The 21,958-nt window shown below is 50.9% G+C and carries 22 protein-coding genes; 9 read left to right on the forward strand and 13 right to left on the reverse strand.

Annotated features, from left to right (window positions below; all coding sequences use genetic code 11):
- Positions 1-27: 27 nt before the first annotated feature.
- Positions 28-795 carry a RadC family protein gene (gene radC, locus KO503_RS08465; protein WP_215991110.1) on the forward strand — a complete coding sequence of 256 codons (768 nt, stop codon included), beginning with the start codon at positions 28-30 and terminating at the stop codon, positions 793-795.
- On the opposite strand, the gene KO503_RS08470 is transcribed toward radC, so the two are convergent.
- On the reverse strand, positions 758-2,362 hold the full coding sequence (locus tag KO503_RS08470; RefSeq protein WP_215991111.1) for a phosphate ABC transporter substrate-binding/OmpA family protein: 1,605 nt from the start codon (positions 2,360-2,362) through the stop codon (positions 758-760). The genes radC and KO503_RS08470 overlap by 38 nt on opposite strands.
- Before the next feature lie 189 nt (positions 2,363-2,551).
- Positions 2,552-5,248: a preprotein translocase subunit SecA gene (gene secA, locus KO503_RS08475; protein WP_215991112.1), complete on the reverse strand. Its 2,697-nt coding sequence runs from the start codon at positions 5,246-5,248 to the stop codon at positions 2,552-2,554.
- 179 nt (positions 5,249-5,427) lie between these two features.
- Between secA and KO503_RS08480 the strand changes: the two genes are divergently transcribed.
- From KO503_RS08480 to KO503_RS17905, 4 genes are all read left to right on the forward strand, one after another.
- A complete protein-coding gene (locus tag KO503_RS08480; RefSeq protein WP_215991113.1) occupies positions 5,428-6,270 on the forward strand; it encodes a peptidylprolyl isomerase in 843 nt (280 codons plus the stop codon).
- A gap of 46 nt (positions 6,271-6,316) precedes the next feature.
- Positions 6,317-7,561, forward strand: a complete 1,245-nt coding sequence (argJ, locus tag KO503_RS08485) for a bifunctional glutamate N-acetyltransferase/amino-acid acetyltransferase ArgJ (RefSeq protein WP_215991114.1) — start codon at positions 6,317-6,319, stop codon at positions 7,559-7,561.
- Between the two features lie 9 nt (positions 7,562-7,570).
- Positions 7,571-7,969 (forward strand): 8-oxo-dGTP diphosphatase MutT, encoded by a 399-nt coding sequence (mutT, locus tag KO503_RS08490; protein WP_215991115.1) that lies wholly within the window; start codon positions 7,571-7,573, stop codon positions 7,967-7,969.
- A gap of 155 nt (positions 7,970-8,124) precedes the next feature.
- Positions 8,125-8,250, forward strand: a complete 126-nt coding sequence (locus KO503_RS17905) for a hypothetical protein (protein WP_290122926.1) — start codon at positions 8,125-8,127, stop codon at positions 8,248-8,250.
- Positions 8,251-8,347: 97 nt separating this feature from the next.
- Here the strand turns inward: KO503_RS17905 and infB are convergent, their stop codons facing one another.
- The 5 genes from infB to pip all read right to left on the reverse strand — a co-directional run bounded on the left by infB (position 8,348) and on the right by pip (position 14,884).
- A complete protein-coding gene (infB, locus tag KO503_RS08495; RefSeq protein WP_215991116.1) occupies positions 8,348-10,861 on the reverse strand; it encodes a translation initiation factor IF-2 in 2,514 nt (837 codons plus the stop codon).
- Positions 10,858-11,490: an RNA-binding protein gene (locus KO503_RS08500; RefSeq protein ID WP_215991117.1), complete on the reverse strand. Its 633-nt coding sequence runs from the start codon at positions 11,488-11,490 to the stop codon at positions 10,858-10,860. The genes infB and KO503_RS08500 overlap by 4 nt, the downstream gene beginning before the upstream one ends.
- A 24-nt stretch (positions 11,491-11,514) precedes the next feature.
- Positions 11,515-13,137, reverse strand: a complete 1,623-nt coding sequence (nusA, locus tag KO503_RS08505; RefSeq protein WP_215991118.1) for a transcription termination factor NusA — start codon at positions 13,135-13,137, stop codon at positions 11,515-11,517.
- A 3-nt stretch (positions 13,138-13,140) separates the two neighbouring features.
- Positions 13,141-13,740, reverse strand: coding sequence for a ribosome maturation factor RimP (gene rimP / locus KO503_RS08510; protein WP_215991119.1), 600 nt, complete (start codon positions 13,738-13,740; stop codon positions 13,141-13,143).
- A 154-nt stretch (positions 13,741-13,894) separates the two neighbouring features.
- Positions 13,895-14,884, reverse strand: coding sequence for a prolyl aminopeptidase (pip, locus tag KO503_RS08515; RefSeq protein WP_215991120.1), 990 nt, complete (start codon positions 14,882-14,884; stop codon positions 13,895-13,897).
- Positions 14,885-14,970: 86 nt separating this feature from the next.
- Here pip and ubiG point away from each other — a divergent pair, with 86 nt between their 5' ends.
- On the forward strand, positions 14,971-15,717 hold the full coding sequence (gene ubiG / locus KO503_RS08520; RefSeq protein WP_215991121.1) for a bifunctional 2-polyprenyl-6-hydroxyphenol methylase/3-demethylubiquinol 3-O-methyltransferase UbiG: 747 nt from the start codon (positions 14,971-14,973) through the stop codon (positions 15,715-15,717).
- Positions 15,718-15,725: 8 nt separating this feature from the next.
- On the opposite strand, the gene KO503_RS08525 is transcribed toward ubiG, so the two are convergent.
- Genes KO503_RS08525 through KO503_RS08540 form a run of 4 tightly spaced genes read right to left on the reverse strand, consistent with a single transcriptional unit; the run spans position 15,726 to position 18,030 of the window.
- Positions 15,726-16,175 carry a MarR family winged helix-turn-helix transcriptional regulator gene (locus KO503_RS08525; protein WP_215991122.1) on the reverse strand — a complete coding sequence of 150 codons (450 nt, stop codon included), beginning with the start codon at positions 16,173-16,175 and terminating at the stop codon, positions 15,726-15,728.
- Positions 16,172-17,008, reverse strand: a complete 837-nt coding sequence (locus KO503_RS08530) for a carbon-nitrogen hydrolase family protein (protein ID WP_215991123.1) — start codon at positions 17,006-17,008, stop codon at positions 16,172-16,174. Before KO503_RS08530 ends, KO503_RS08525 begins: the two co-directional genes overlap by 4 nt.
- 5 nt (positions 17,009-17,013) lie before the next feature.
- Positions 17,014-17,271: a glutaredoxin 3 gene (grxC, locus tag KO503_RS08535; RefSeq protein WP_215991124.1), complete on the reverse strand. Its 258-nt coding sequence runs from the start codon at positions 17,269-17,271 to the stop codon at positions 17,014-17,016.
- A 36-nt stretch (positions 17,272-17,307) separates the two neighbouring features.
- Entirely contained in the window at positions 17,308-18,030 is a 723-nt protein-coding gene (locus KO503_RS08540) for a ComF family protein (RefSeq protein ID WP_354667581.1), read from the reverse strand.
- Positions 18,031-18,069: 39 nt separating this feature from the next.
- Between KO503_RS08540 and KO503_RS08545 the strand changes: the two genes are divergently transcribed.
- Both KO503_RS08545 and hemH read left to right on the forward strand, forming a co-directional pair.
- Positions 18,070-18,906 (forward strand): methyltransferase domain-containing protein, encoded by an 837-nt coding sequence (locus KO503_RS08545; RefSeq protein WP_215991126.1) that lies wholly within the window; start codon positions 18,070-18,072, stop codon positions 18,904-18,906.
- A gap of 53 nt (positions 18,907-18,959) precedes the next feature.
- Entirely contained in the window at positions 18,960-20,045 is a 1,086-nt protein-coding gene (hemH, locus tag KO503_RS08550) for a ferrochelatase (RefSeq protein ID WP_252731002.1), read from the forward strand.
- A 62-nt stretch (positions 20,046-20,107) separates the two neighbouring features.
- Here hemH and KO503_RS08555 read toward each other — a convergent pair whose 3' ends face one another.
- Positions 20,108-20,701, reverse strand: a complete 594-nt coding sequence (locus KO503_RS08555) for a L,D-transpeptidase (RefSeq protein ID WP_215991127.1) — start codon at positions 20,699-20,701, stop codon at positions 20,108-20,110.
- Between the two features lie 161 nt (positions 20,702-20,862).
- Between KO503_RS08555 and KO503_RS08560 the strand changes: the two genes are divergently transcribed.
- On the forward strand, positions 20,863-21,399 hold the full coding sequence (locus KO503_RS08560; RefSeq protein ID WP_215991128.1) for a CAP domain-containing protein: 537 nt from the start codon (positions 20,863-20,865) through the stop codon (positions 21,397-21,399).
- 15 nt (positions 21,400-21,414) lie between these two features.
- On the opposite strand, the gene KO503_RS08565 is transcribed toward KO503_RS08560, so the two are convergent.
- Complete coding sequence (locus KO503_RS08565; protein WP_215991129.1) at positions 21,415-21,915, reverse strand: L,D-transpeptidase family protein; 501 nt, start codon at positions 21,913-21,915, stop codon at positions 21,415-21,417.
- Positions 21,916-21,958: the final 43 nt, after the last annotated feature.

The following is a 21,958-nucleotide window of genomic DNA, read 5'->3' on the forward strand; positions in this document are numbered from 1 at the left end:
TCAGCGAATCGACGGATGAATTGTCTTATGACAACAACTCCGCGCCCCACAGAATTTCGTGAAATGCCGCAATGGCTGTTCGACCTCGACGAGGCGCGTCCTGTCGTCTTACCGTCAAAACCGCCTAGCTATCTGCGAAATCAAAAACAAAACCTGCAAGATCGCTTTGTCGACGGCGGCGCGCAAGCCATGCCTGACTATGAATTGCTGGAACTGCTCCTATTTAGGTCTCTGCCGCGCACAGATGTCAAACCCCTTGCACAAGCTTTGATCGACACCTTTGGCGATTATAATCGCGTGTTGTCCGCACCGATCTCGCGTTTAACCAAAATCGACGGGATTGATCTGTCCGTTGCGCGTGATCTCAAAATCATTGAAGCCTCAGCACATAGACTGGCCCGTGCTAAAGTCATGCAGCGGCCTGTCATCTCTGGCTGGGATGCTGTGCTCGACTATTGTCACACAACAATGGCGCACCGTGAAACAGAACAATTCCGCGTGCTCTACTTGGATCGTAAGAATATTCTTATCGCGGACGAAGAACAAGCAAAGGGCACCGTGGATCATGTTCCGGTCTACCCGCGTGAGGTGGTTAAACGCGCACTGGAACTCAATGCCTCAGCGCTCATTTTGGTCCATAATCATCCATCTGGTGACCCAACCCCATCTGATCAAGATATCACCATGACAGGTCAAATTCGGGACGCGGCAGAGGCATTAGACATCCACCTCCATGATCATTTGATCATCGGCAAGTCTACTGAGTTGAGCTTTCGCGCGACAGGCTATCTTTAAGTCCATCTCTCACCCAAATTTCGACACGGCGATTGAGGCTGCGTCCCCAGGCCACATCGTCACAGGCCAGTGGCATGGCCTCGCCAAATCCATGCACCGATGTTTGGAAAAGTTCAATATCGGCGGCCTCTCCGAGTGCAGCCAATACGGAATTTCGCACAGCTCCCGCACGCCTTGCAGATAATCGTTCATTGGCCGCGGCTACCCCCTGACCATCTGAAAATCCCGCGAACACCAAGTGCTTGCCATCGTAAACGCCAGCCTCAACCAATTGCGCCAAAAGCTGCACATTAGAACGACTTTGTGCATCCAATTGTGCCGTGCCACCTTGAAACCGAAATCCCAACGACAACCTGCGTGCGCCGTACAAGTCATCTGCGATGGCTTGCAAATCATCGAGCGTAATTTCATCCCCTGCATGGCGAATGGCGTTGGCAAAGCGGCGCCCATGGTCTCGAAAGGTTAATTCTTCAATGCCCTGATCCACAAACGGAGATCGTGCAACCACGATCTGAGCTGCAGGGGACAACACATAATCTAAAAAATCCCGCCCAATTTTGGGCAAGCGTCGTGCAGGCGTGTACAAAAACAAAGGCTGCGTCAGCGGGTAGTCTTCGGTTTTAACATCAACGGACACAACATCTGTACGAAATCCACACGCACCGGTTAGTCCCAAAACCTTAACCTTGCCAACTGTCGACAATCGCCCAAAAGCCAGCCCATATGGATCATCCTCAGCCGCCTCGACAACCGCCTGCGTTGTCGGTAAGATCGTTACCCCTGCGGCCAGACTTTTAACGGTGAGTGTCGGTAAAAGTTCAAGCAAAGGCGATCCGTGCTCAATAATCGCTTCATCCAAGAAAAGCGACACGGGCGCATCTTGCCCACCAATCTCGGACCAATTCTGAATGGTCCCGTTCAGAAGGTTTCCCAAGTTCTCAAGGGAAATCGTAGACAAAGGATTGGACGGGGACACAATTGGCACGATAGCATCAAGACCCAAGACACGCGCCCGCACTGGATCGCTCAGATCGCCAACGCCAGCAGCTTTAGCCAGTTCTTTTTCCAAAGCATTGGCTTCGCGTGACGAGACAACAATATCAGTATTTTCAGTAACAAGGTCGGCGAAGCCTTCTTCGGAAGACGTATGCGCCAATTCAATTTGCGCTGCCGGAAGTCCCGCTACGGCATCTGTCAAAACAACGGTGTATTCCGCCGGCGTCACAGAGACTTCAGTGTTATACCCATAACGTGCAGCAAAGGCAGAGACCAAGGCTGGGAGCAAAGATGCGGACACGGCACCATCACCAGAAAACCGAATTATGGGATAAAAACTGTTGAGATCGGGGCAACCTGGCCCCTCACAATTAACGCCAGACCCATCGAGGGTTAGAATGCCGTAATCCGTATCCACGCGGTAAAATTCGCCATCGAATCCTAGAAAGTTTCCAGACACAGACACAGATCCATCACGTGACGTCAATGCAACGTCCTGCGCCAGTACGGGACTCGCCGTGCTACCAGCCAAAAGAAAGACAGCCCACTTCGCCACATGTAGAAAGCTCATAGCCTACGCCTCATGTAATGACCGATCGAAATCAACCTGCTGACTGTCGGTGTTTGGGGTATTTTTTTCAACTGGGTAAACGTTAACAACCGACGTCTGACACGCGAAAAACACAGATTTGGCGGCAAGGGAAATAGAAAAGCCGCTGCTGAGCAACGGCTTTTCTAAATTTCACTTCAGGTATTTAAACTAAACCGCACCGTGGCAATGTTTGAATTTTTTACCCGACCCACATGGGCAAAGATCATTGCGCGCAGGGTTGCCCCAGCTGGAAGGATCATTTTCATCAAAATCACGCGCACCATCTTTAATGTCTTCAACGAGTTGAGAAGCATCAGCTGCACCTGCGGCGGCGGCGGCAGCTTGTTGAGCGGCAATTTTCTGCATCAACGCATTGCGCTCTTCTTCATTCATCGGACGAACACGAGACAATTTTTCTGTCACTTCAACACGCAAAGAATCGAGCATATTTTCAAACAACTGAAAACTCTCGTTTTTATATTCGTTGAGCGGATCGCGTTGCGCATAGCCACGGAAGCCAACAACAGAGCGCAGATGTTCAAGCGTCATAAGGTGATCACGCCATTTGCCATCAATAGCTTGAAGCAAAAATTGCTTTTCGATCTGGCGCATCTGAGTCTCGCCGAAAGCTGCCGTTTTTTCAGCCATAGCTTCATCCGACGCTTTAACGAGGCGCTCAATGATGTCTTCATCATCGACGCCTTCTTCTTCGGCCCAAGTCTTAACCGGAACATCAAGGCCTAAGTTTTCCGAAACAGACACGTATAGTTTGTCAACGTCCCATTGATCGGGATAGGACTTCGCTGGAATAGCCTCCTCCACCAAGTCTTCGATAACCTCGTGACGCATATCAGTCACGATTTCATTGATGTTCTCTGCTTCCATGATTTCGCGGCGCTGGGAAAAGATCACTTTGCGCTGGTCATTCATAACATCATCAAACTTCAAAAGCTGTTTGCGGATATCAAAGTTGCGGCCTTCGACCTTAGCTTGCGCTTTGGCGAGTGATTTATTCACCCACGGGTGCACAATGGCTTCGCCTTCTTTCATACCAAGGGACGACAACATTTTATCCAAACGATCTGACCCAAAGATCCGCATGAGATCGTCGTCCAAAGAGAGGAAAAACACCGAACGACCAGGGTCACCTTGGCGACCAGAACGGCCACGCAATTGGTTGTCAATCCGGCGGGATTCATGGCGTTCCGTCGCGAGTACATACAAGCCGCCCGCTTCGATGACTTTGCGCTTTTCTTCAGCGTGCTCTGCTTCGATCTGGGCGCGAAGCGCTTCAGGGTCGGCATCAGGATTTGCAGCAAGGGCATCCATGACTTTGAGATCAACGTTACCGCCGAGCTGCACATCCGTTCCACGACCCGCCATGTTGGTGGCGATTGTGACGGCACCGAGCTTACCAGCGTCCGCAACAATTTGCGCTTCTTGCTCGTGATGGCGCGCATTCAAAACTTTGTGTTCAATGCCTTCAGCGGTCAATTTTTCAGACAGCGCTTCGGATTTTTCAATAGAGGTCGTGCCGACAAGAACAGGTTGTTGCTTATCGTTGGAAAACCGAACAGATTTCAAAACAGCATCGATTTTTTCACGTTCTGACCGATACACACGGTCATGTTCATCAACGCGCTGGATAGGCCGGTTTGTGGGAACTTCGACAACACCAAGGTTGTAGATTTCCATAAACTCTTCAGCTTCTGTGGTCGCTGTGCCGGTCATACCAGACAGCGTGCCGTACAGGCGGAAGTAGTTTTGGAAGGTGACAGAAGCCAACGTAACGTTTTCGGGTTGGATTTTAAGACCCTCTTTGGCCTCAATGGCTTGATGTAGGCCTTCTGACAAACGGCGACCCGACATCATGCGCCCCGTGTGTTCATCGATCAACATAGCCTCACCATCGCGAACGATATATTGTGTGCCATTTTGGTACAATTTATGTGCGCGAAGGCCTTGGTTAACGTGATGCACCAAGGTTGTACTTTCTGGGTCGTAGAGGGTCTGCCCCTCTTCCAGTAAACCTGTTTCCAACAAACGCTGCTCAAGAAACTCGTTGCCGGCTTCTGTAAACGAAATACCGCGCGTTTTCTCATCGAGGTCGAAATGGTCATCTGTCAATTCAGGAATCAACTTGTTGATCGTCACATACAGCTCAGACCGATCATCCGAAGGGCCCGAAATGATCAAAGGCGTGCGTGCCTCATCGATCAAAATGGAATCGACCTCATCGACAATCGCGAAATTGTGCCCGCGTTGCATAAGATCGCCAATTTCGGTTTTCATGTTGTCGCGCAGGTAATCAAAACCAAGCTCATTGTTCGTGGCATAGGTCACATCACAATTGTAAGCGGCTTTTTTGTCTTCAGGCGACAGTTCAGAATGAACGGCACTACAAGTCATGCCCAAAGCAGCAAACACTTTGGCCATCCATTCACTGTCGCGTTTTGCCAAATATTCATTGACGGTGACAACGTGAACACCTTTACCAGTCAGCGCATTCAAATATGACGGGAAGGTTGCAACAAGTGTTTTGCCTTCACCTGTTTTCATCTCGGCGATATTACCCTGATGCAAGAAAATACCGCCTTTAAGCTGTGTATCAAAGGCACGAAGGCCTAGAGCACGACGCGCAGCCTCGCGACAGTTCGCAAAGGCTTCGGGCAAAATCGCGTCAAGCGCTTCGCCCTTGGCAACGCGATCCTTGAATTCTTGCGTTTTCGCAATCAAGCCTTCGTCACTCAGTTTTTCAAACTCAGCTTCCAGCGCATTGATTTTCGCCACGATAGGACGAATTGCTTTTACTTTTCGGTCGTTGGGAGTCCCAAAGATCTTTTTGGCGATTGTTCCAACCAGCATATTCTCTCCACTCGGTGCGTCTTGACAGGATCGTGTGAGAGGGGGGATTGCCCCGCTGCCTGCGAGACCATAAAACGGTTCCGAAGGCACCTCTACCCAGACCTCAAGCGATGTAAGGGGCCGTGCCTATAGTGTCAATGTTACGCCGCGATAAGTCGGCAACAGGAAGGATATTCCGCATGAAATACCACACAAAAGTGATCGCTGCTGCCATTTTTGGTGCACTCACCCTCACTTCAGGCGCTTTTGCCGAAGACATATCATCCGATACAGTTGTTGCGACCGTGAACGGTGCGCAAATTACGCTAGGCCATGTGATTGCCGCACGCGCCTCGCTTCCTCCCCAATATCAAGAATTAGAAGACGCCCCGTTGTTCGATGGCATTTTAAGCCAAATGGTACAACAAGAGCTTCTTAAACAATCCGCAGGCGACTTGAGCAAAGCCCTTGCCATTCAAATCGAAAACGAACAACGCATCACAATCGCAGGCTCTGCATTGCAAGACATCGCGGCCTCTGCTGTCACAGACGAAGCCCTCAAAGCAGCATATGACGCGAAATACGCCGAGTTCGAACCCGGCCGCGAATTCAATGCAGCACATATCTTGGTCGAAACAGAAGACGAAGCCAAAGCCCTTATCGCAGAACTTGAAGGGGGCGCAGATTTTAGCCAACTGGCGAAAGATAAATCCACTGGCCCATCTGGACCTAACGGCGGCGACCTTGGTTGGTTTGGCATTGGCATGATGGTTGCCCCGTTCGAACAGGCCGTCATTGAGATGGAGCCCGGCGCCATATCTGCGCCTGTCCAAACTCAATTTGGCTGGCACGTGATCAAACTTATCGACAGTCGCCTGCAAGAGGTTCCAGCGTTGAAAACAGAGCGCGATGAACTAGCGTCAACCATCGAAGACGCGGCTATCTCTGCTCACTTGGCTCAGCTGCAAGCCGGTGCCACTATTGAACTTAGCGAAGGCATTGATCCTGCGTTGATGCGTGACGACGCGCTTCTCAACGACTGATTGGCTTCCCTGACAACTTGATATCCTGACAATAAGGACGCCACATATGGCCAAGATTGACTCTGTCTCCCCTCTCGCGCCTGCGGGTGGGCTTCCTAATCTGCCCGTCATCGACGGGGTAACCTTTGCCACTTTGGCTGCTGGCGTGAAGTACGAAGGGCGCACCGATGTGATGTTGGCACAACTCTGCGCGGGCAGTGTAATCGCGGGGACTTTTACCAAATCCTCAACGCGATCAGCGGCTGTTCTTGATTGTCAGGCAAAACTCGGGGGCGACACATCAGATGGCGCCGCAATTCTGGTAAACTCAGGAAATTCAAACGCTTTTACCGGAAAAAATGGACTGGAAGCCGTGGCAAAAATCACGACAGCCGTTGCTGCCAGTCTAAATCTTGACGAAAAAAGCATCTTCACTTCATCGACGGGCGTCATAGGCGAACGACTGAAGTGGGAACGTATCACGGCAAAGATTGATGATCTGAAAACCAGTCTTGCACCCGACCGCATCGCTGACGCTGCACAAGCGATCATGACCACAGATACTTTTGCCAAGGGGGCATCCGCACAGATCACGCTTGGGGGCCAGCCTGTCAAGATTTCCGGCATAGCAAAAGGGTCGGGCATGATTGCGCCCGATATGGCGACAATGCTGGTGTATATCTTCACCGACGCAAAAATCGCGCAACCCTTGCTGCAAAACTTCGTATCACAGGCCACCGATTCGACGTTCAACTGCATCACTGTCGACAGTGATACATCGACGTCTGACACGCTATTGGTTGGAGCAACAGGGCAATCACCTGCCGCTGAAATCAGTGCCGACACCCCAGAAGCGGCAGAGTTTTTCAACGCCCTGCAAGGGGTGATGCTTGAACTATCACACCTCGTCGTCAAAGACGGTGAAGGGGCGACTAAGTTCGTTGAGGTGCAGGTCACGGGTGCGACAAATGAAGACGATGCACGCAAAGTTGCATCTGCAATTGCAAACTCTCCACTCGTTAAAACAGCCATTGCCGGCGAAGATCCCAATTGGGGTCGCGTTGTTATGGCAGTTGGAAAATCGGGAGCCACAGCGGATCGTGACCTTTTGTCCATTTGGTTTGGTGACGTGTTGGTTGCCGAAAACGGCTGGGTGTCACCGACATATTCCGAAGAGGCCGGCGCCAATTATATGAAAAATGAACATATCGTCGTCAAAATAGACCTCGGATTGGGTACTTCTGAATGCACCATGTGGACCTGTGATTTGACCCACGGATACATTACTATCAACGCCGATTATCGGTCTTAAAGGTCGCTTATGAAACTCGTTCTCGTCTCCGCCGTGGCCCTCATCGATACCGATGGCCGTGTTTTACTTGCTCAACGGCCGCAAGGGAAATCCATGGCAGGGTTATGGGAGTTTCCAGGGGGCAAGGTGGAGGCAGGAGAAACGCCAGAGCAGGCCTTGGTGCGCGAACTTCACGAAGAATTGGGGATCGAGACATGGAACTCATGCCTCGCCCCACTCACGTTCGCGTCACATACTTATGATGACTTTCATCTATTGATGCCTGTCTTTGCCTGCCGAAAATGGAATGGAATTCCCGAGGCGCGTGAGGGCCAAGTTCTCAAATGGGTCAAGCCAAACGCATTGCGTGACTACCCTATGCCCGCTGCCGATATTCCGCTGATTCCGATTCTTCGGGATTGGCTGTGACAAATTAAATATGTGCCAACGCAACAATTGTGTCTTTTATGCAAAATATGCACAACATTTGTGCGATTATTTTGCGTTTGAGTAAAATTTGTAAGCACAAAATTAACTAATCTGTTCTAGTATGGAAACAATCATAGACAATTGGGGAATTTATTATGATGCGTTCTATCTCTCTCGGAAAATACATTTCCGTACAAGGTCTCTTTGTTGGCGAAGCTTCTTCAGGTAAAATCATTGTCCGCGTTGGCGACAAGACTTTTGAAGGCAAGCCAATTTCCTAAGACGAATATATGGCTGAAATAGGCTAATGAAATTCGGTATCACATAAAAAAAGGCGGGCCCTAAAGCCCGCCTTTTTTATTCTTAAGTTAGACCGTATCAATCGAGATTACGAACAACCTCTTCGCGCTCAAAGAGCTCGATCACATCGCCAGGACGAATGTCTTCGTAGTTCTCAAACGCCATACCACACTCTTGGCCAGACTGAACTTCTTTAACTTCATCTTTAAAGCGCTTGAGCGTCTTCAGTGTGCCTTCATGGATAACCACGTTGTCACGCAGCAAACGTACACCTGCTGAACGACGCGCCACACCTTCGGTAATAAGACAGCCAGCAACCTTGCCAACGCCGCCAGACACTTTGAAGACTTCGCGAATTTCGGAGTAACCGATAAAGTTCTCGCGAATTTCCGCAGACAACAGGCCAGAAGCCGCTGCTTTCACATCATCTACAAGATCGTAGATCACTGAGTAGTAGCGAATTTCCACACCCTTTTGGTTCGCACTGCTCCGCGCGGAAGCATTCGCACGAACGTTGAAACCAATCACAGGTGCACCGGAAGCTTCAGCAAGGCCGATGTCTGTCTCAGTGATCGCACCCACACCGTAATGTAGAACCCGAACACGGACCTCATCGTTACCGATTTTTTCCATCGCCTGAACGATCGCTTCGGCAGAGCCTTGAACATCGGCTTTGACCAAAATTGGCAACTCAGCCACAGTTTCGTCAGCTTTAGCTTTCGCAAGCAACTGATCAAGTGTGGTTGCAGCACCAGCAGTCGCACGCTTTTCTTTCGCGGCATGGGCACGGTACTCAGCGATTTCACGCGCTTGAGCATCGGTGTCAACCACGTTCAAAACATCGCCAGCCTCAGGTGTACCGTTGAGGCCAAGAACCTCGACAGGAACAGATGGGCCAGCTTCATCGATGCGTTTACCTTGATCATTCACAAGCGCACGGACTTTGCCCCATTGCTCGCCGACGACAAAGATATCACCACGTTTTAGCGTGCCTTTTTGGATCAAAACAGTTGCAACAGGACCGCGGCCAACATCAAGCTGCGCCTCGATCACGGCACCTTCGGCTGCGCGATCAGGGTTGGCTTTCAGTTCAAGAATTTCCGCTTGAAGCGCGATAGCCTCAAGAAGTTGATCCAGACCTTGACCAGTGTGCGCAGACACTTCGATAGACTGAACATCACCAGAGAATTCTTCAACAATCACTTCATGTTGCAAAAGTTCCGCACGCACTTTTTGTGCATCCGCGCCTGGTTTGTCACATTTGTTGATAGCAACAATCATCGGCACTTCCGCAGCTTTCGCATGCGCAATCGCTTCGATCGTTTGCGGCATGACGGAATCGTCCGCAGCAACCACAAGGATAACAATGTCCGTCACATGTGCACCACGTGAGCGCATAGAAGTAAACGCCGCGTGACCAGGAGTATCAAGGAAGGAGAGCAATGCGCCGCCTTCGGTTGTCACTTGGTACGCACCAATGTGTTGTGTGATGCCACCAGCTTCGCCCGTGGTTACGTTTGTTTTGCGGATTGCGTCAAGCAATGACGTTTTACCGTGGTCAACGTGGCCCATGATGGTGACAACGGGTGGGCGTGATTGCAGATCTTCGTCTTTGTCGACGATTTGCTGGATTACATCTTCAACGTCGGCATCCGACACACGCTGAATACGGTGGCCGAATTCTTCGACGATCAATTCAGCAGTATCTGCATCGATGGCTTGGTTTTGTGTGACCATCATGCCCATTTTCATGAGTGATTTCACAACATCGGCAACACGTTCGGCCATACGGTTCGCGAGTTCGGACACAACGATTGTTTCAGGAACCTGAACGTCGCGCACAACCTTTTCGCGTGGCTCGTTATTGCCCATCGCCTTTTGACGCATACGATCTTGCTTACGCTTCATGGAGGCCATCGAGCGTACACGTTTGCCATCACCGCCACTCAACGCTTGGTTCAGTGTCAGCTTGCCAGAACGACGGTTGTCATCGGCTTGCTTGTTGCGATTGTTGCGGTTCGCATCATCGTTGTCGCGCTTAACGGGTGCGGAGGAAGGACGGCCACGTTGATCTGGCGCCTTTTGCGCAGCAGCTTGTGCAGCAGCAGGATCATCAGGTTGAGCCGCTGCTTTTGGCGCAGGCTTAGGCGCCGCCTCACGCTTTTTAGCCGCTTCAGCTTCTGCCTTTTCGCGGGCTTCATCTTCAGCCTTAATTTTCGCGGTAGCAAGACGTTCTTGCTCTTCGCGTTCTTTGGCTTCGATTTCGGCACGACGGCGTGCGCGCTCTTCTTCACGAGATTTTTCTTCGGCAGCGCGGCGTTCGTTTTCTGCGGCCTCATTTTGCTTAGCAAAGGCAAGTGCCTTCATCCGGCGCTCCATTTCCGTATCGGAAATGCCCGCAGGACGTTTAGACGGATCGCCAAGGCGCGGAGAACCGCCACCAGTCTTAGCAGCACCAGCTTTTGGAACCACAACGCGTTTGCGTTTGGTTTCTACCACAACGCTTTTTGTGCGCCCGTGAGAGAAGCTTTGTTTTACTTGTCCGGGGCCGCCGCGAAGGCCAAGGGGTTTTTTTCCATCAGTATCGCTCATATCGTCGTCTTACCCTTTCCGGCGGAGCGCTCTCCACCGTTTATCTCGCGCACACCCATCAAACGTGCGGCGTCCTCTACAACCTTATCGGAGAGGCCACCACGCGCGAGCGCGCCATGTATCACACTTTCACGGCCGAAAGCCAAACCCAATTCGGCGCTTGTTAGATGACCGAACCAACGGCCTCCCTCTGGCGTCCTAAGTTTGCCTTTACCGCGTTCAGATCCGTCGGAGGCTTGCATCAAAACAATCGCATGTTCTTCAGCAATCCACCCTTTAACTTTTTCAAACCCACACACTGCTTCGCCAGCTTTGCGCGCCAATGCAATGAGATGCACAACACGTTTGAGAAGACCTTGTTCTATAAGATCCACAAACCCGTCAGCCACCACAACATCTGCGCGCGCCACTTTGGCAAAGAGCTTTTTCTTAACCGCTTCATCCAAAACAGCGCGATCCGCGCTGACCCAAATGCCGCGACCCGGCAGTTTTTCAGCCAAATCAGGGACAACCTGCCCGTCGGGACCGATCACGAAACGGATCAGGCCAGAGCGAGGCTCTGCGTCGCGCGAAACAATGCAACGGCGTTCCCCATCATCTTTCGTTTTCTTGTGGCCACCACGGGACATCAGATTCACCTAAACCTAGACCTCTTAGGCCTCAGCCTCCTCTGTTTCGCCGCCAACATCTGCGTCGTCATCACTGGCACCTTCAAGCTCGGCAGGATCAACCCAACCCAGCTGAATGCGCGCTGTCATGACCAGCGTTTGCGCCTCTTCTAAGGACATGTCAAATTTTTCGAGCAGTCCTTCGTCCTTGTGGCGCTCGCCATTAATTGTTGTCCAACCGCCAGCAAGTTCCCAATCTGCGCATGTTGCGAAATCTTCGAGTGACTTCACGCCATCCTCAGCCAGAGCTTCAATCATCTGGGGTGTCAGGCCGTCAAATTCAACCAAGCTGTCCAGAACACCAAGTGCGCGCGCATTTTCGAGCGCTTTGAGGTTTGCGGCCTCAAGAACGTCACGTGCACGGGCTTGAAGTTCGCCAGCTGTGGCCTCATCCACCCCATCAATTACTAGCAATTCATCAACTTCGACGTAAGCAACTTCTTCCAAGTTGGTGAAACCTTCGGACACAAGAAGCTGTGCGAAAAATTCGTCCAAGTCGAGATTGTCCATGAACAATTTGGTGCGGATCGCAAACTCTTTTTGGCGACGCTCAGATTCTTCGGCTTCTGTAAGAATGTCGATATCAAGGCCCGTCAACTGAGACGCAAGGCGCACGTTTTGGCCACGACGACCAATCGCCAATGACAATTGCTCGTCAGGAACAACAACTTCGATTTTTCCAGCGTCATCATCAAGCACAACTTTGGACACTTCAGCCGGCTGCAAAGCATTCACAAGGAATGTTGGCGCATCTTCGTTCCAAGGGATGATGTCGATTTTTTCCCCTTGAAGTTCATTCACAACAGCCTGCACACGAGACCCGCGCATACCAACACAAGCACCAACAGGATCGATAGAACCATCATTCGAAATCACAGCGATTTTTGCACGCGACCCAGGATCACGAGCAACAGCTTTGATTTCGATAATACCGTCGTAGATTTCTGGCACTTCCATTTTGAACAGCTCAGACATGAATTCTGGCGCTGTACGCGACAAGAATACCTGTGGGCCACGCGCTTCGCGGCGCACGTCTTTGATGAAGCAACGCACACGATCATTCGGACGGTATGTTTCACGGCCGATTTTTTCATTGCGACGCAAGATACCTTCACCACGACCAATATCCACGATCACGTTGCCGTATTCTTCGCGTTTCACAACACCGTTGATGATTGTGCCAGCGCGGTCTTTGAACTCGTCGTATTGACGATCACGCTCTGCTTCGCGCACTTTTTGCAAGATAACCTGTTTCGCAGATTGCGCTGCAATACGGCCAAGCTCAACTGGCGGCACTTCGTCAGTGATTTCACTGCCGATTTCAGGATCAGCCATGTATTGCTTGGCTTGCTCAACAGTCAATTCGGCTTGGTAGTTTTCAAGCTCTTCGTCGGCCACAACAGTACGCACACGGGTGAACGTGGCTTTGCCTGTTTTACGATCGATGTGAACGCGGATGTCCATTTCGGAGCCGTAGCGGGACTTCGCCGCACGCGCCAAGCTCTCTTCCATCGCTTCAACCACAAGGTTGGGATCGATCATTTTTTCGCGGGCCACGGCCTCAGCGGTTTGAAGCAACTCAAGCTGGTTGGCGGAGGTGATTGCCATGTCTCAGTCCTCTCTAAGGTCGTCAGTGGAACCGTCTTCGGTTTCAACATCATCAAATTTGGTTTCGTCAATCGCGCCGGACGCTTTGCGTTGACGGAGCATTTCAGCGATCAGGTCGTCGGTCAGAATCAATTTTGCATCTGACAACCAGTCAAACTTAAGACCGATGGTAACCGTTTCGCCATGTTCGATAATGTTGATCAAAACATCATCATCTTCGACGCCAGCCAATTCGCCTTTAAAGCGACGACGGCCATCGAACATTTCGTCAGTCTCAATGCGAGCTTCATAGCCCTCAAAGGTCTCAAAATCTTTCAAACGTGTCAGCGGACGGTCGATACCGGGGCTGGACACTTCAAGCGTGAACTCGTCTTCAATCGGGTCCTCAACATCCAAAACCGCGGAAACGGCTGTGGAAATTTGGGCACATTCATCGACTTCGATGCCGCCAGTAGGGCGCTCAGCCATAATCTGTAGCGTTTTCGACTTTGTCGATGACATCAGACGAATACGCACCAGCTCAAAGCCCATTCCCTCGATAACGGGACCCACGATCTCGGCCATGCGGCGATCGATAGAGGTTTTGGCAATCAGTTCGGACATATTCCAGTTAGCCTTTCGGGCATTTGGGGGCCTTTTTAAAGGGCACAAAAAAACGGGCGCGCGGCCCGTTGATATTTCCCGGTGGAACCTTGGGATGACCCAACGCGCCGCTGTTGAACAGGCATATACGCCGACACAGTCGAATCTGCAAGCCCTATCGCACAGCGCGTCCAATATGCCCCCCAATACGATCCATTGTCTCGACAAGTGTGGCTGCGATTTCTGTCTCTGACAAAGCGTGCCCTGCAAGGCCAACCATATGTAATGTCGCATTGGGCCACAGCTTATGCACGGCATAAGCGCTCTGTGGCGGGCACACCATATCAAAGCGACCTTGTACAATTGTACCGCGCACATGGGCCATTACATTCATATTGCGCAGGAGCTTATCGTCTTGTTCAAAAAAGACTTGGTTGGCAAAGTAATGATTTTCCAAACGCGAAATAGCCCGTGCAAACTGAATGGGTGGATCACCGACCTTGCCGTTAGACCCAATCGACGCCAAAGCATTTTCCCATTTGGACCAAATCTTTGCGAAATGGTTCTCCATAGCCACATCGCCACTAAACAAGCGCCGATTATAGGCCGCAATCAAATCATCGTGTTCCTGTGCGGGAATTTCTCGAACAAAATCTTCCCATAAATCCGGCCAAAACCGCCCAGCGCCGCCGCCGTAAAACCAATCCAATTCTGTTTGCATGCCCAAAAAAACACCTCGCAACACCAAATGGATCACGCGATCAGGGTGCGCTTGAGTATAGGCTAAACCCAGCGTCGCACCCCAGCTTCCACCAAAGACCACCCATTGCTCAATGCCAAGAGTGACGCGAATACGCTCAATATCCGCCACAAGGTGCCACGTTGTATTATTTTCAACAGACGCAAAGGGCGTTGATCGCCCACATCCACGTTGATCAAACAAAATAATGCGGTAAATCGCGGGATCAAAGAACCGACGCATGAACGGACTACAACCGCCACCCGGCCCGCCATGCAGCACCACAACAGGAATGCCATTGGGGTTGCCGCTTTGCTCGATATATAAAGTATGTCCATCGCCAACAGCCAGCATCCGTTGATCATTTGGTGAAAGCTGTGGATAGAGATAACTATATGCGCTCTTTTGGCCCGATACCTTATTCATGGAAATCCTATATAGAGCATGATAGCTCAGAAAAAATCTTGATCACGACTCTGATCACATACGAATTGAACATGAAGGAACGGATCATGCAAACGCCTCAGTCCACCATTGACCCATCCGAAGTCGCAAAATTCGAAGCGATGGCCGCCGAATGGTGGGATCCCAACGGTAAATTCAAACCGCTTCACATGCTCAATCCTTGTCGCCTTGATTATATCACAACGCAAATCGCCGCTGAATTTGGGCGCGACCTGAGCGACCTAAAACCGTTTACGGGACTGCGCTTACTGGATATCGGCTGCGGTGGCGGGCTTTTGTCGGAACCCATGGCGCGACTTGGGGCAACTGTAGTCGGAGCCGATGCTGCCGCGGGCAACCTGCCTGTCGCGCGCCTTCATGCGGAGCAATCTGGTCTAGACATCGATTACCGCCATACTGCCGCTGAAGATTTGGCTGAAGCAGGTGAGCAATTTGATGTTGTCTTGAACATGGAGGTTGTAGAGCACGTCGCCGACCCGCAAACCTATCTGAATGCCTGTCAGACTTTGCTTAAAGCAGGTGGTATGATGATTTGCTCAACCATCAACCGCAATCCAAAATCCTATGTTATGGCCATCTTGGGTGCCGAAGTTGTTATGCGTTGGTTGCCGCGCGGCACGCATGAATGGGACAAGTTCATCACCCCAAACGAACTGTTCGACTTGATTTCCACAGCCGGCCTATCACCTGTGGACCGCAAAGGATTTGTTTTCAATCCTGTCTTGTGGACATGGTCTTTGTCAGATCGCGATCTATCTGTGAACTACGTTACAGCATCAATTAAGCCAGTTTAGGGTCGCAATCATACGTCACTTTCAAGTCGAATTCGCATCTCACGCAGCACAGGAAGGGCATTTTTCACCTTATCTTGCCCAATCGATTCGACCACTTGATTGAGGATGGGCGTGATCGCGGCCAAAGCTGCATCTCGTGCGGCTTTCCCTGCCGGTGAAATCGACACGAACTTGCGACGTGCGTCGTCCCAGTCTGGGCGAATGTGTATATGCCCTGCCCATTCCAATTTGTTCAGCGTGTTGGTCATAGCCCCGCGCGTCACATGAAACGCCCGCGCTAATTGTGCAGGAGAGCGCTCTTCACCAGATCGCGCCAAATGGTTGAGCACCGAAAAGTGACTGATCTCCATGCCTTTTGGCAGCGCTTTCGTCAGCCTATTTCGCGCCAACTGGTCTGCCATAAAAATTTCGGAAAAAAGGGCCACAGCCAAAGAATCTGTGCCGGTTGATGACGTCATTTTAAGGCCTTAAATACTCTGTCGTGTTGTAATGAAGGTATAGCTCTGCGGGCTTTGGCAACATCATTTAGATCGTACTCCACGATCCCAACGCCGCACTCAATTCCACCATCATAAAGCACTTCACCCCAAGGCGAAATCGCTAAGCTGTGCCCGTGGGTTTTGCGTTTGCCACCCCTTGCTTCGCTATGTTGACCTGTCTGTGTTGGCGCAAAGATGAAACTGCCTGTTTCAATAGCGCGCGCACGCAGCAAAACCTCCCAATGCGCGCGACCAGTGGCCTGCGCAAAGGCCGCAGGAACAGTCAGAATTTCTGCCCCCGATTGCGCCAATGACCGATAAAGATGCGGAAAACGTACATCATAGCAAATCGTCAAACCAATCGTGCCCGCATCCGTCTGCGCCACGACAGCGTCAGTTCCAGGGCGATACCCAGCAGATTCTTTATAGGATTCCGTATCGGACAGGGTCACGTCAAACATATGAATTTTGTCATAGCGCGCCTTGATCACCCCATCTGGTCCAATCAAAAATGACCTATTCGCAAAGCGACCATCGGCATCACCTGTTTTCAATGCCAACGATCCAATAAGGATCCAAACGCCTCGCTTTAGAGCGTGTTTTTGTAAAGCTCGCAGCGTTGGATCATCAGCCTCAAAACAAAGTACATTCTGTTGATGCACCCGCGAAGTAGACACGCAGTTGGTGACCTCAGGTGTCATCACAATCTGCGCGCCGCGCGCGACGGCCTCATCAATATAGCTTTGCACCACACGCAGGTTTTGCGCAGGATCATCGCTAGAGTTCAGCGTGACGAGGCCAACCTTTGGCATATAATTTACCCCGCCAAAAGCGGATCAAGTTTTCCGGCATGTTCCAGTTGGTGCAGCTCATCACATCCACCAACATGTGTCTCACCTATAAAAATCTGCGGTACTGTGTGGCGACCATGAGCACGCTGCATCATTTCGGCACGCAGTTCTGGCTGAGCCATCACATCAAGGTTGGTGTATTCTACGCCCTTGCTGTCTAAAAGCCGCTTGGCGGCGATACAAAACGGGCAAATCGGTGTCGTATAGAGTGTTACAGGCTGCATGTTTTTATCCTTTATGTCCGGCAGGACTATAAGGATTTAGTTCTTCTTCGCAACGCGTGCCAGTACCGCAACGGAAACTTGAACGGCGCCGCCTTGCAGGCAGGCCTTGGCGCAGGTCGTTAAAGTGGCACCTGTGGTCATAACATCATCGATTAACAAAACATGACGCCCCTTAAGTGTCCTTACGTGATGCGACCTCAACGCTATGGCGTTTGAAACGACATCCGTGCGCTCTTGCGCCGTCATGCCATCAAGTTTGCGTGTGGCTATGCGTCTGTGCAGTAGATTTGGACAGTGATCCAACTCCAGCAATCGTGATACACGGCGTGAAAGCAGCAATGACTGGTTATACCTGCGCCGAACCCCACGAAACCAATGCAATGGCACAGGTGCGACAACCATATCTGTCGTCACCAAGGGGCGCGCAGCCTCGGCCAGCCATGCACCAACAGGATGAGCAAGATCCGTTCTATCTCCATGCTTTAGACGCAAAACGATGGATTTTGCATTCCCCTCATACAGTAAGGCAGCGCGCGCGCGCGACCACGGTCGCGGCACAGCACGGCATGAATCGCACAAATCACCACTCTCGACCTCCCCAATCAACGGGGCTGCACACATTTCACAACCATTTTGCTTTATAAACGGCGTATCGGCCCAACATTTTGGACAAAGACCGTGAACAAAATCGACTATTTCGTCGCATGTTAAGCATTGAGGGGGGTATAAGAACCGCGCCAGTCTTTGCATTTTCCGCATGACTTCCTAAGTTGGCCCAACTTCACTGGAAGAGAGCTTATGTCTAATACCGCCCCCCTCGTTGATCGTGCTCAATTGATACGCAACCGTCTGCGCGCCAAGCGTCTAGGGGGAGATTTCTTTCTGCACCATGAGGCACGTCTTGAAATTCAAGATCGGCTCGACATGGTTAACAAACCGTTTACATCGCCAGCAATTGTCACGGGGTTTCCCGAGCTGTGGCAATCATGGTTCCCTGATGCAACAGTTGTTGCCGATGATGATGTTTTAGACCTGCAAGAGCGCCAACATGACCTTGTCATCCATGCCATGTCTTTGCACTGGGCCAATGATCCGGTTGGTCAACTTATTCAATGCAATCGCGCTCTGAAACCTGACGGTCTCATGATCGCTGCGTTTTTTGGCGACCAAACGCTTCACGAATTGCGGTCTTGTTTGTCGCAAGCCGAAATTGAATGCTCCGGCGGACTGTCACCGCGGGTGTTACCGATGGGGGAACTACGTGACCTAGGTGGCCTGCTACAACGCGCCTCATTTGCACTGCCTGTGGCCGATAAAACCACCACGAAAGTAACATTTTCGTCTCTAAACCAGCTTATTCATGATCTACGCGCTATGGGCGAAACCTCTGCCTTACACGCACGATCCCGCAAAACCGCGACGCGCGCGCTATTTGAGGTCACTCAAACACTCTACAAAAAACACTTCTCAGGCCAAGATCGGTTGAACGCGACCTTTGATATGGTGTTTTTGACTGGCTGGGCACCAGATGCCAGCCAACCCAAACCCTTGATGCCCGGGTCTGCCAAAACGCGCTTGGCTGATGCCCTTGGAGCAAAAGAATTCAACTTACCAAATGATGCACCGCAGACTTGAACAATTTTGACTGCGCCCTAGCCTAACAGAATACAAAAAGACAGGATCACGCGATGGGAACCATGAAGCCAACACGGCTCAACACAAATGCCGACGATGCCGTTTGCCCAGCGCATGCGACAACGGATCACCCAAAGATTCCAAAGCAAAAAATCGGAGTGCTTTTGGCAAATTTGGGCACACCTGATGCGACAGACTATTGGTCTATGCGCAAATATCTGAGTGAGTTTTTATCGGACAAGCGTGTTGTCGATTATCCTGCTTGGAAATGGCAACCAATATTGCAGGGCATCATCTTGTCCGTCCGCCCGTCAAAATCTGGCGCTGCTTATAAATCCATCTGGAACAACGAGGCAAATGAAAGTCCGCTTGCGACAATCACAAAGCAACAAACATCCGCCATTTCAGCCGCGTTAGAGTCTAAATATGGTGACGAGGTGGTGGTCGATTACTGCATGCGATATGGAAATCCATCGACCAAATCTAAGGTGGCCGAAATGGTTTCTGAAGGCTGTACAAAGATCCTGTTTTTTTCGCTTTATCCGCAATACGCAGGAGCGACGGTCGCAACGGCAAACGATCAATTCTTTCGTGCTCTGATGGAAGAAAATTGGCAACCTGCTGTGCGCACGGTCGAGCCCTATTTTGACAAACCTGAATACATTAATGCCTTGGCGCAATCCATTGAGCGTAGCTATGCCAATGCGGCAAAAAAACCAGATATTTTAATTTGCTCATATCATGGCTTGCCAGAGCGTTACCTAAAGGAAGGCGGCGATCCTTATCATTGCCACTGCCACAAAACGACACGATTGCTTAAAGAAAAGCTAGGTTGGGCTGATACGGAAATCATGACAACCTTCCAATCCAAATTTGGACCCGAAGAATGGCTTCAACCCTACACGGTTGAAGAGGTTGCGCGTCAGGCAGAGGCCGGCAACAAAAGCATCGCGGTCTGCGCGCCAGCCTTTTCCGCCGATTGCATCGAGACACTTGAAGAAATCAACGAGGAAATCAAAGAAAGCTTTGAGCACGCTGGCGGCAAAGATTTCTTGTACATTCCCTGCCTCAATGACGACGAGGCGCATATTTCAGCGCTGTGCACAGTCATAGAAACCAATCTAGCAGGCTGGGTATAGGGCATAAAAAATGGCGGCCCCGATCGCAGGGTCGCCATTTTATAAATGTCGGTGCAATTGCGTTAAATCAACAAAACCTGTGCGCCGTTGCCAACAAGCCCGTACAATTCTTTGATGTGCTCGTTATACAAACCGATGCAGCCATTTGACGAACGACGGCCAATTTTGCGTGTGTCATGCGTCCCGTGAATGCGATAATAGGTCCACGACAGGTACAAAGCATGTGTGCCCAACGGATTGTCTGGGCCTGGGCCGACAAAACTTGGCCATTCAGGATTGCGAATGCGCATAGATGGCGTTGGAGCCCATGATGGACCCTCGACCTTACGGATGACAGATGTCCGGCCAAGGCGTGTGAGATCTTCGGACAATGGAACTGAAGTTGGATACAGTTTGTAAAGCGATTGATCTTCGCTCCAATAATGCAATGCTCTGGATGTCGTATCGACCAAAATCGCGCCATTGCGCGTATTGTCAAAATACGGACGCCAATCCAAAGAGCGAAAGCTCGAAATATTACGACGCACGACTTCAGAAATATCGCGCTCAACTTCTGTAGTGTTATCAGTCTGCGCCAAAGCGGGTGCAGCCACACAAGCAGTGGACACTGCAACAAAGGCGCGTCTTGAGAGTTTGGTATCGACTTTATTGGTCATAATGGACCCCAAAACAGTTATTTCATAATGCCATGTATATGGCGCGATTGTCGCAGTCGCAAATCAAACAATCATTGGCAGCGAAAACACGCGGACATGATTTGATCATACATCATTTTCAGGATAGGTGATTCTAAGATCGTATTCGGGGTACTAAAAAAATGACGCGTTTCATTGTTCTGCTTCTTGTTTCTATTATCGGCCTAAGTGCGTGCGAAAGCAACACCCCCGCATTGGGACCGGACGGGAAACCGCTGCCACGTGTTTATCGGATCAGCGCTCGTGAAGAGGCCAAGGTTCAATACCGTATGCTGGATTCAATCAACGCCTTGCGCGCCGCAGCTGGCGCACCAGAAATCAAGTTGAATTCCAACCTCAACGCAGCGGCGGCCACTCATTCGCAAGACATGAAAAACCAAAATCGCCCGTGGCATTTCGGATCTGATGGATCATCGCCCATCGATCGCGTTGCACGCTCAGGCTATATCGGCACAATGCTCGGCGAAAACATTTCGGAAACGTATGAATCCGAATTGGAAACATTGGGCGCGTGGATGGAGCAGCCAGATACACGCGAGATCATTTTGGATCGTCGCGCGACAGACCTTGGCTTTGCATGGTTCCAAGAACAAGGCGGCAAACTTTGGTGGACAATGATTTTGGGTAGCGCAGCGCCGCAGTTCGCCAGCGCCGAATAACACACGGCCCCCGCCCTAAGGATGGATGTCGATTTGCGTTCCTGTGGCAACCATCATGTAAATTTCTTCCATGTGCCTGTCCTTAACGGCAATACAGCCTGCAGTCCAATCACGCCCACGGCCTTTATGTTCACCCGCTCGGCCGTGAATGAAAATTTCACCGCCAGGACTGCGGCCATTTGCACGCGCATAGGCGATATCACGACTGTTTGGATAAGAGATTCCAATCGAGAGATGATACTGGGACTGCGGGTTTTTACGATCAATAATGTAGCTGCCTTCAGGCGTTTTGCCATCACCTTCAAATTGCTTATGCCCCACAGGAACGCCGCCAAGGCCAACCTTGTATTTTTTCAACACTTTGGTTCCGCTTAACAAGTACAGTCGACGCCTGCCCTTATACAGCACCACACGAGTCACGCGCGGCCCAGTATATGGTGCTAAAGTGCGTGAAAACGCGACTGTGGGGAAAAGGCTAACCGCAGCCAAGACTGCTATAAATTTGCGGCGTTCCATTATTATATCCAAACCTGTTTTCGCTGCGTATACGCCAGCAATC

The organism is Pacificibacter marinus, assembly GCF_018860505.1.
GTDB classification, from domain to species: Bacteria; Pseudomonadota; Alphaproteobacteria; order Rhodobacterales; family Rhodobacteraceae; genus Celeribacter; species Celeribacter marinus_B.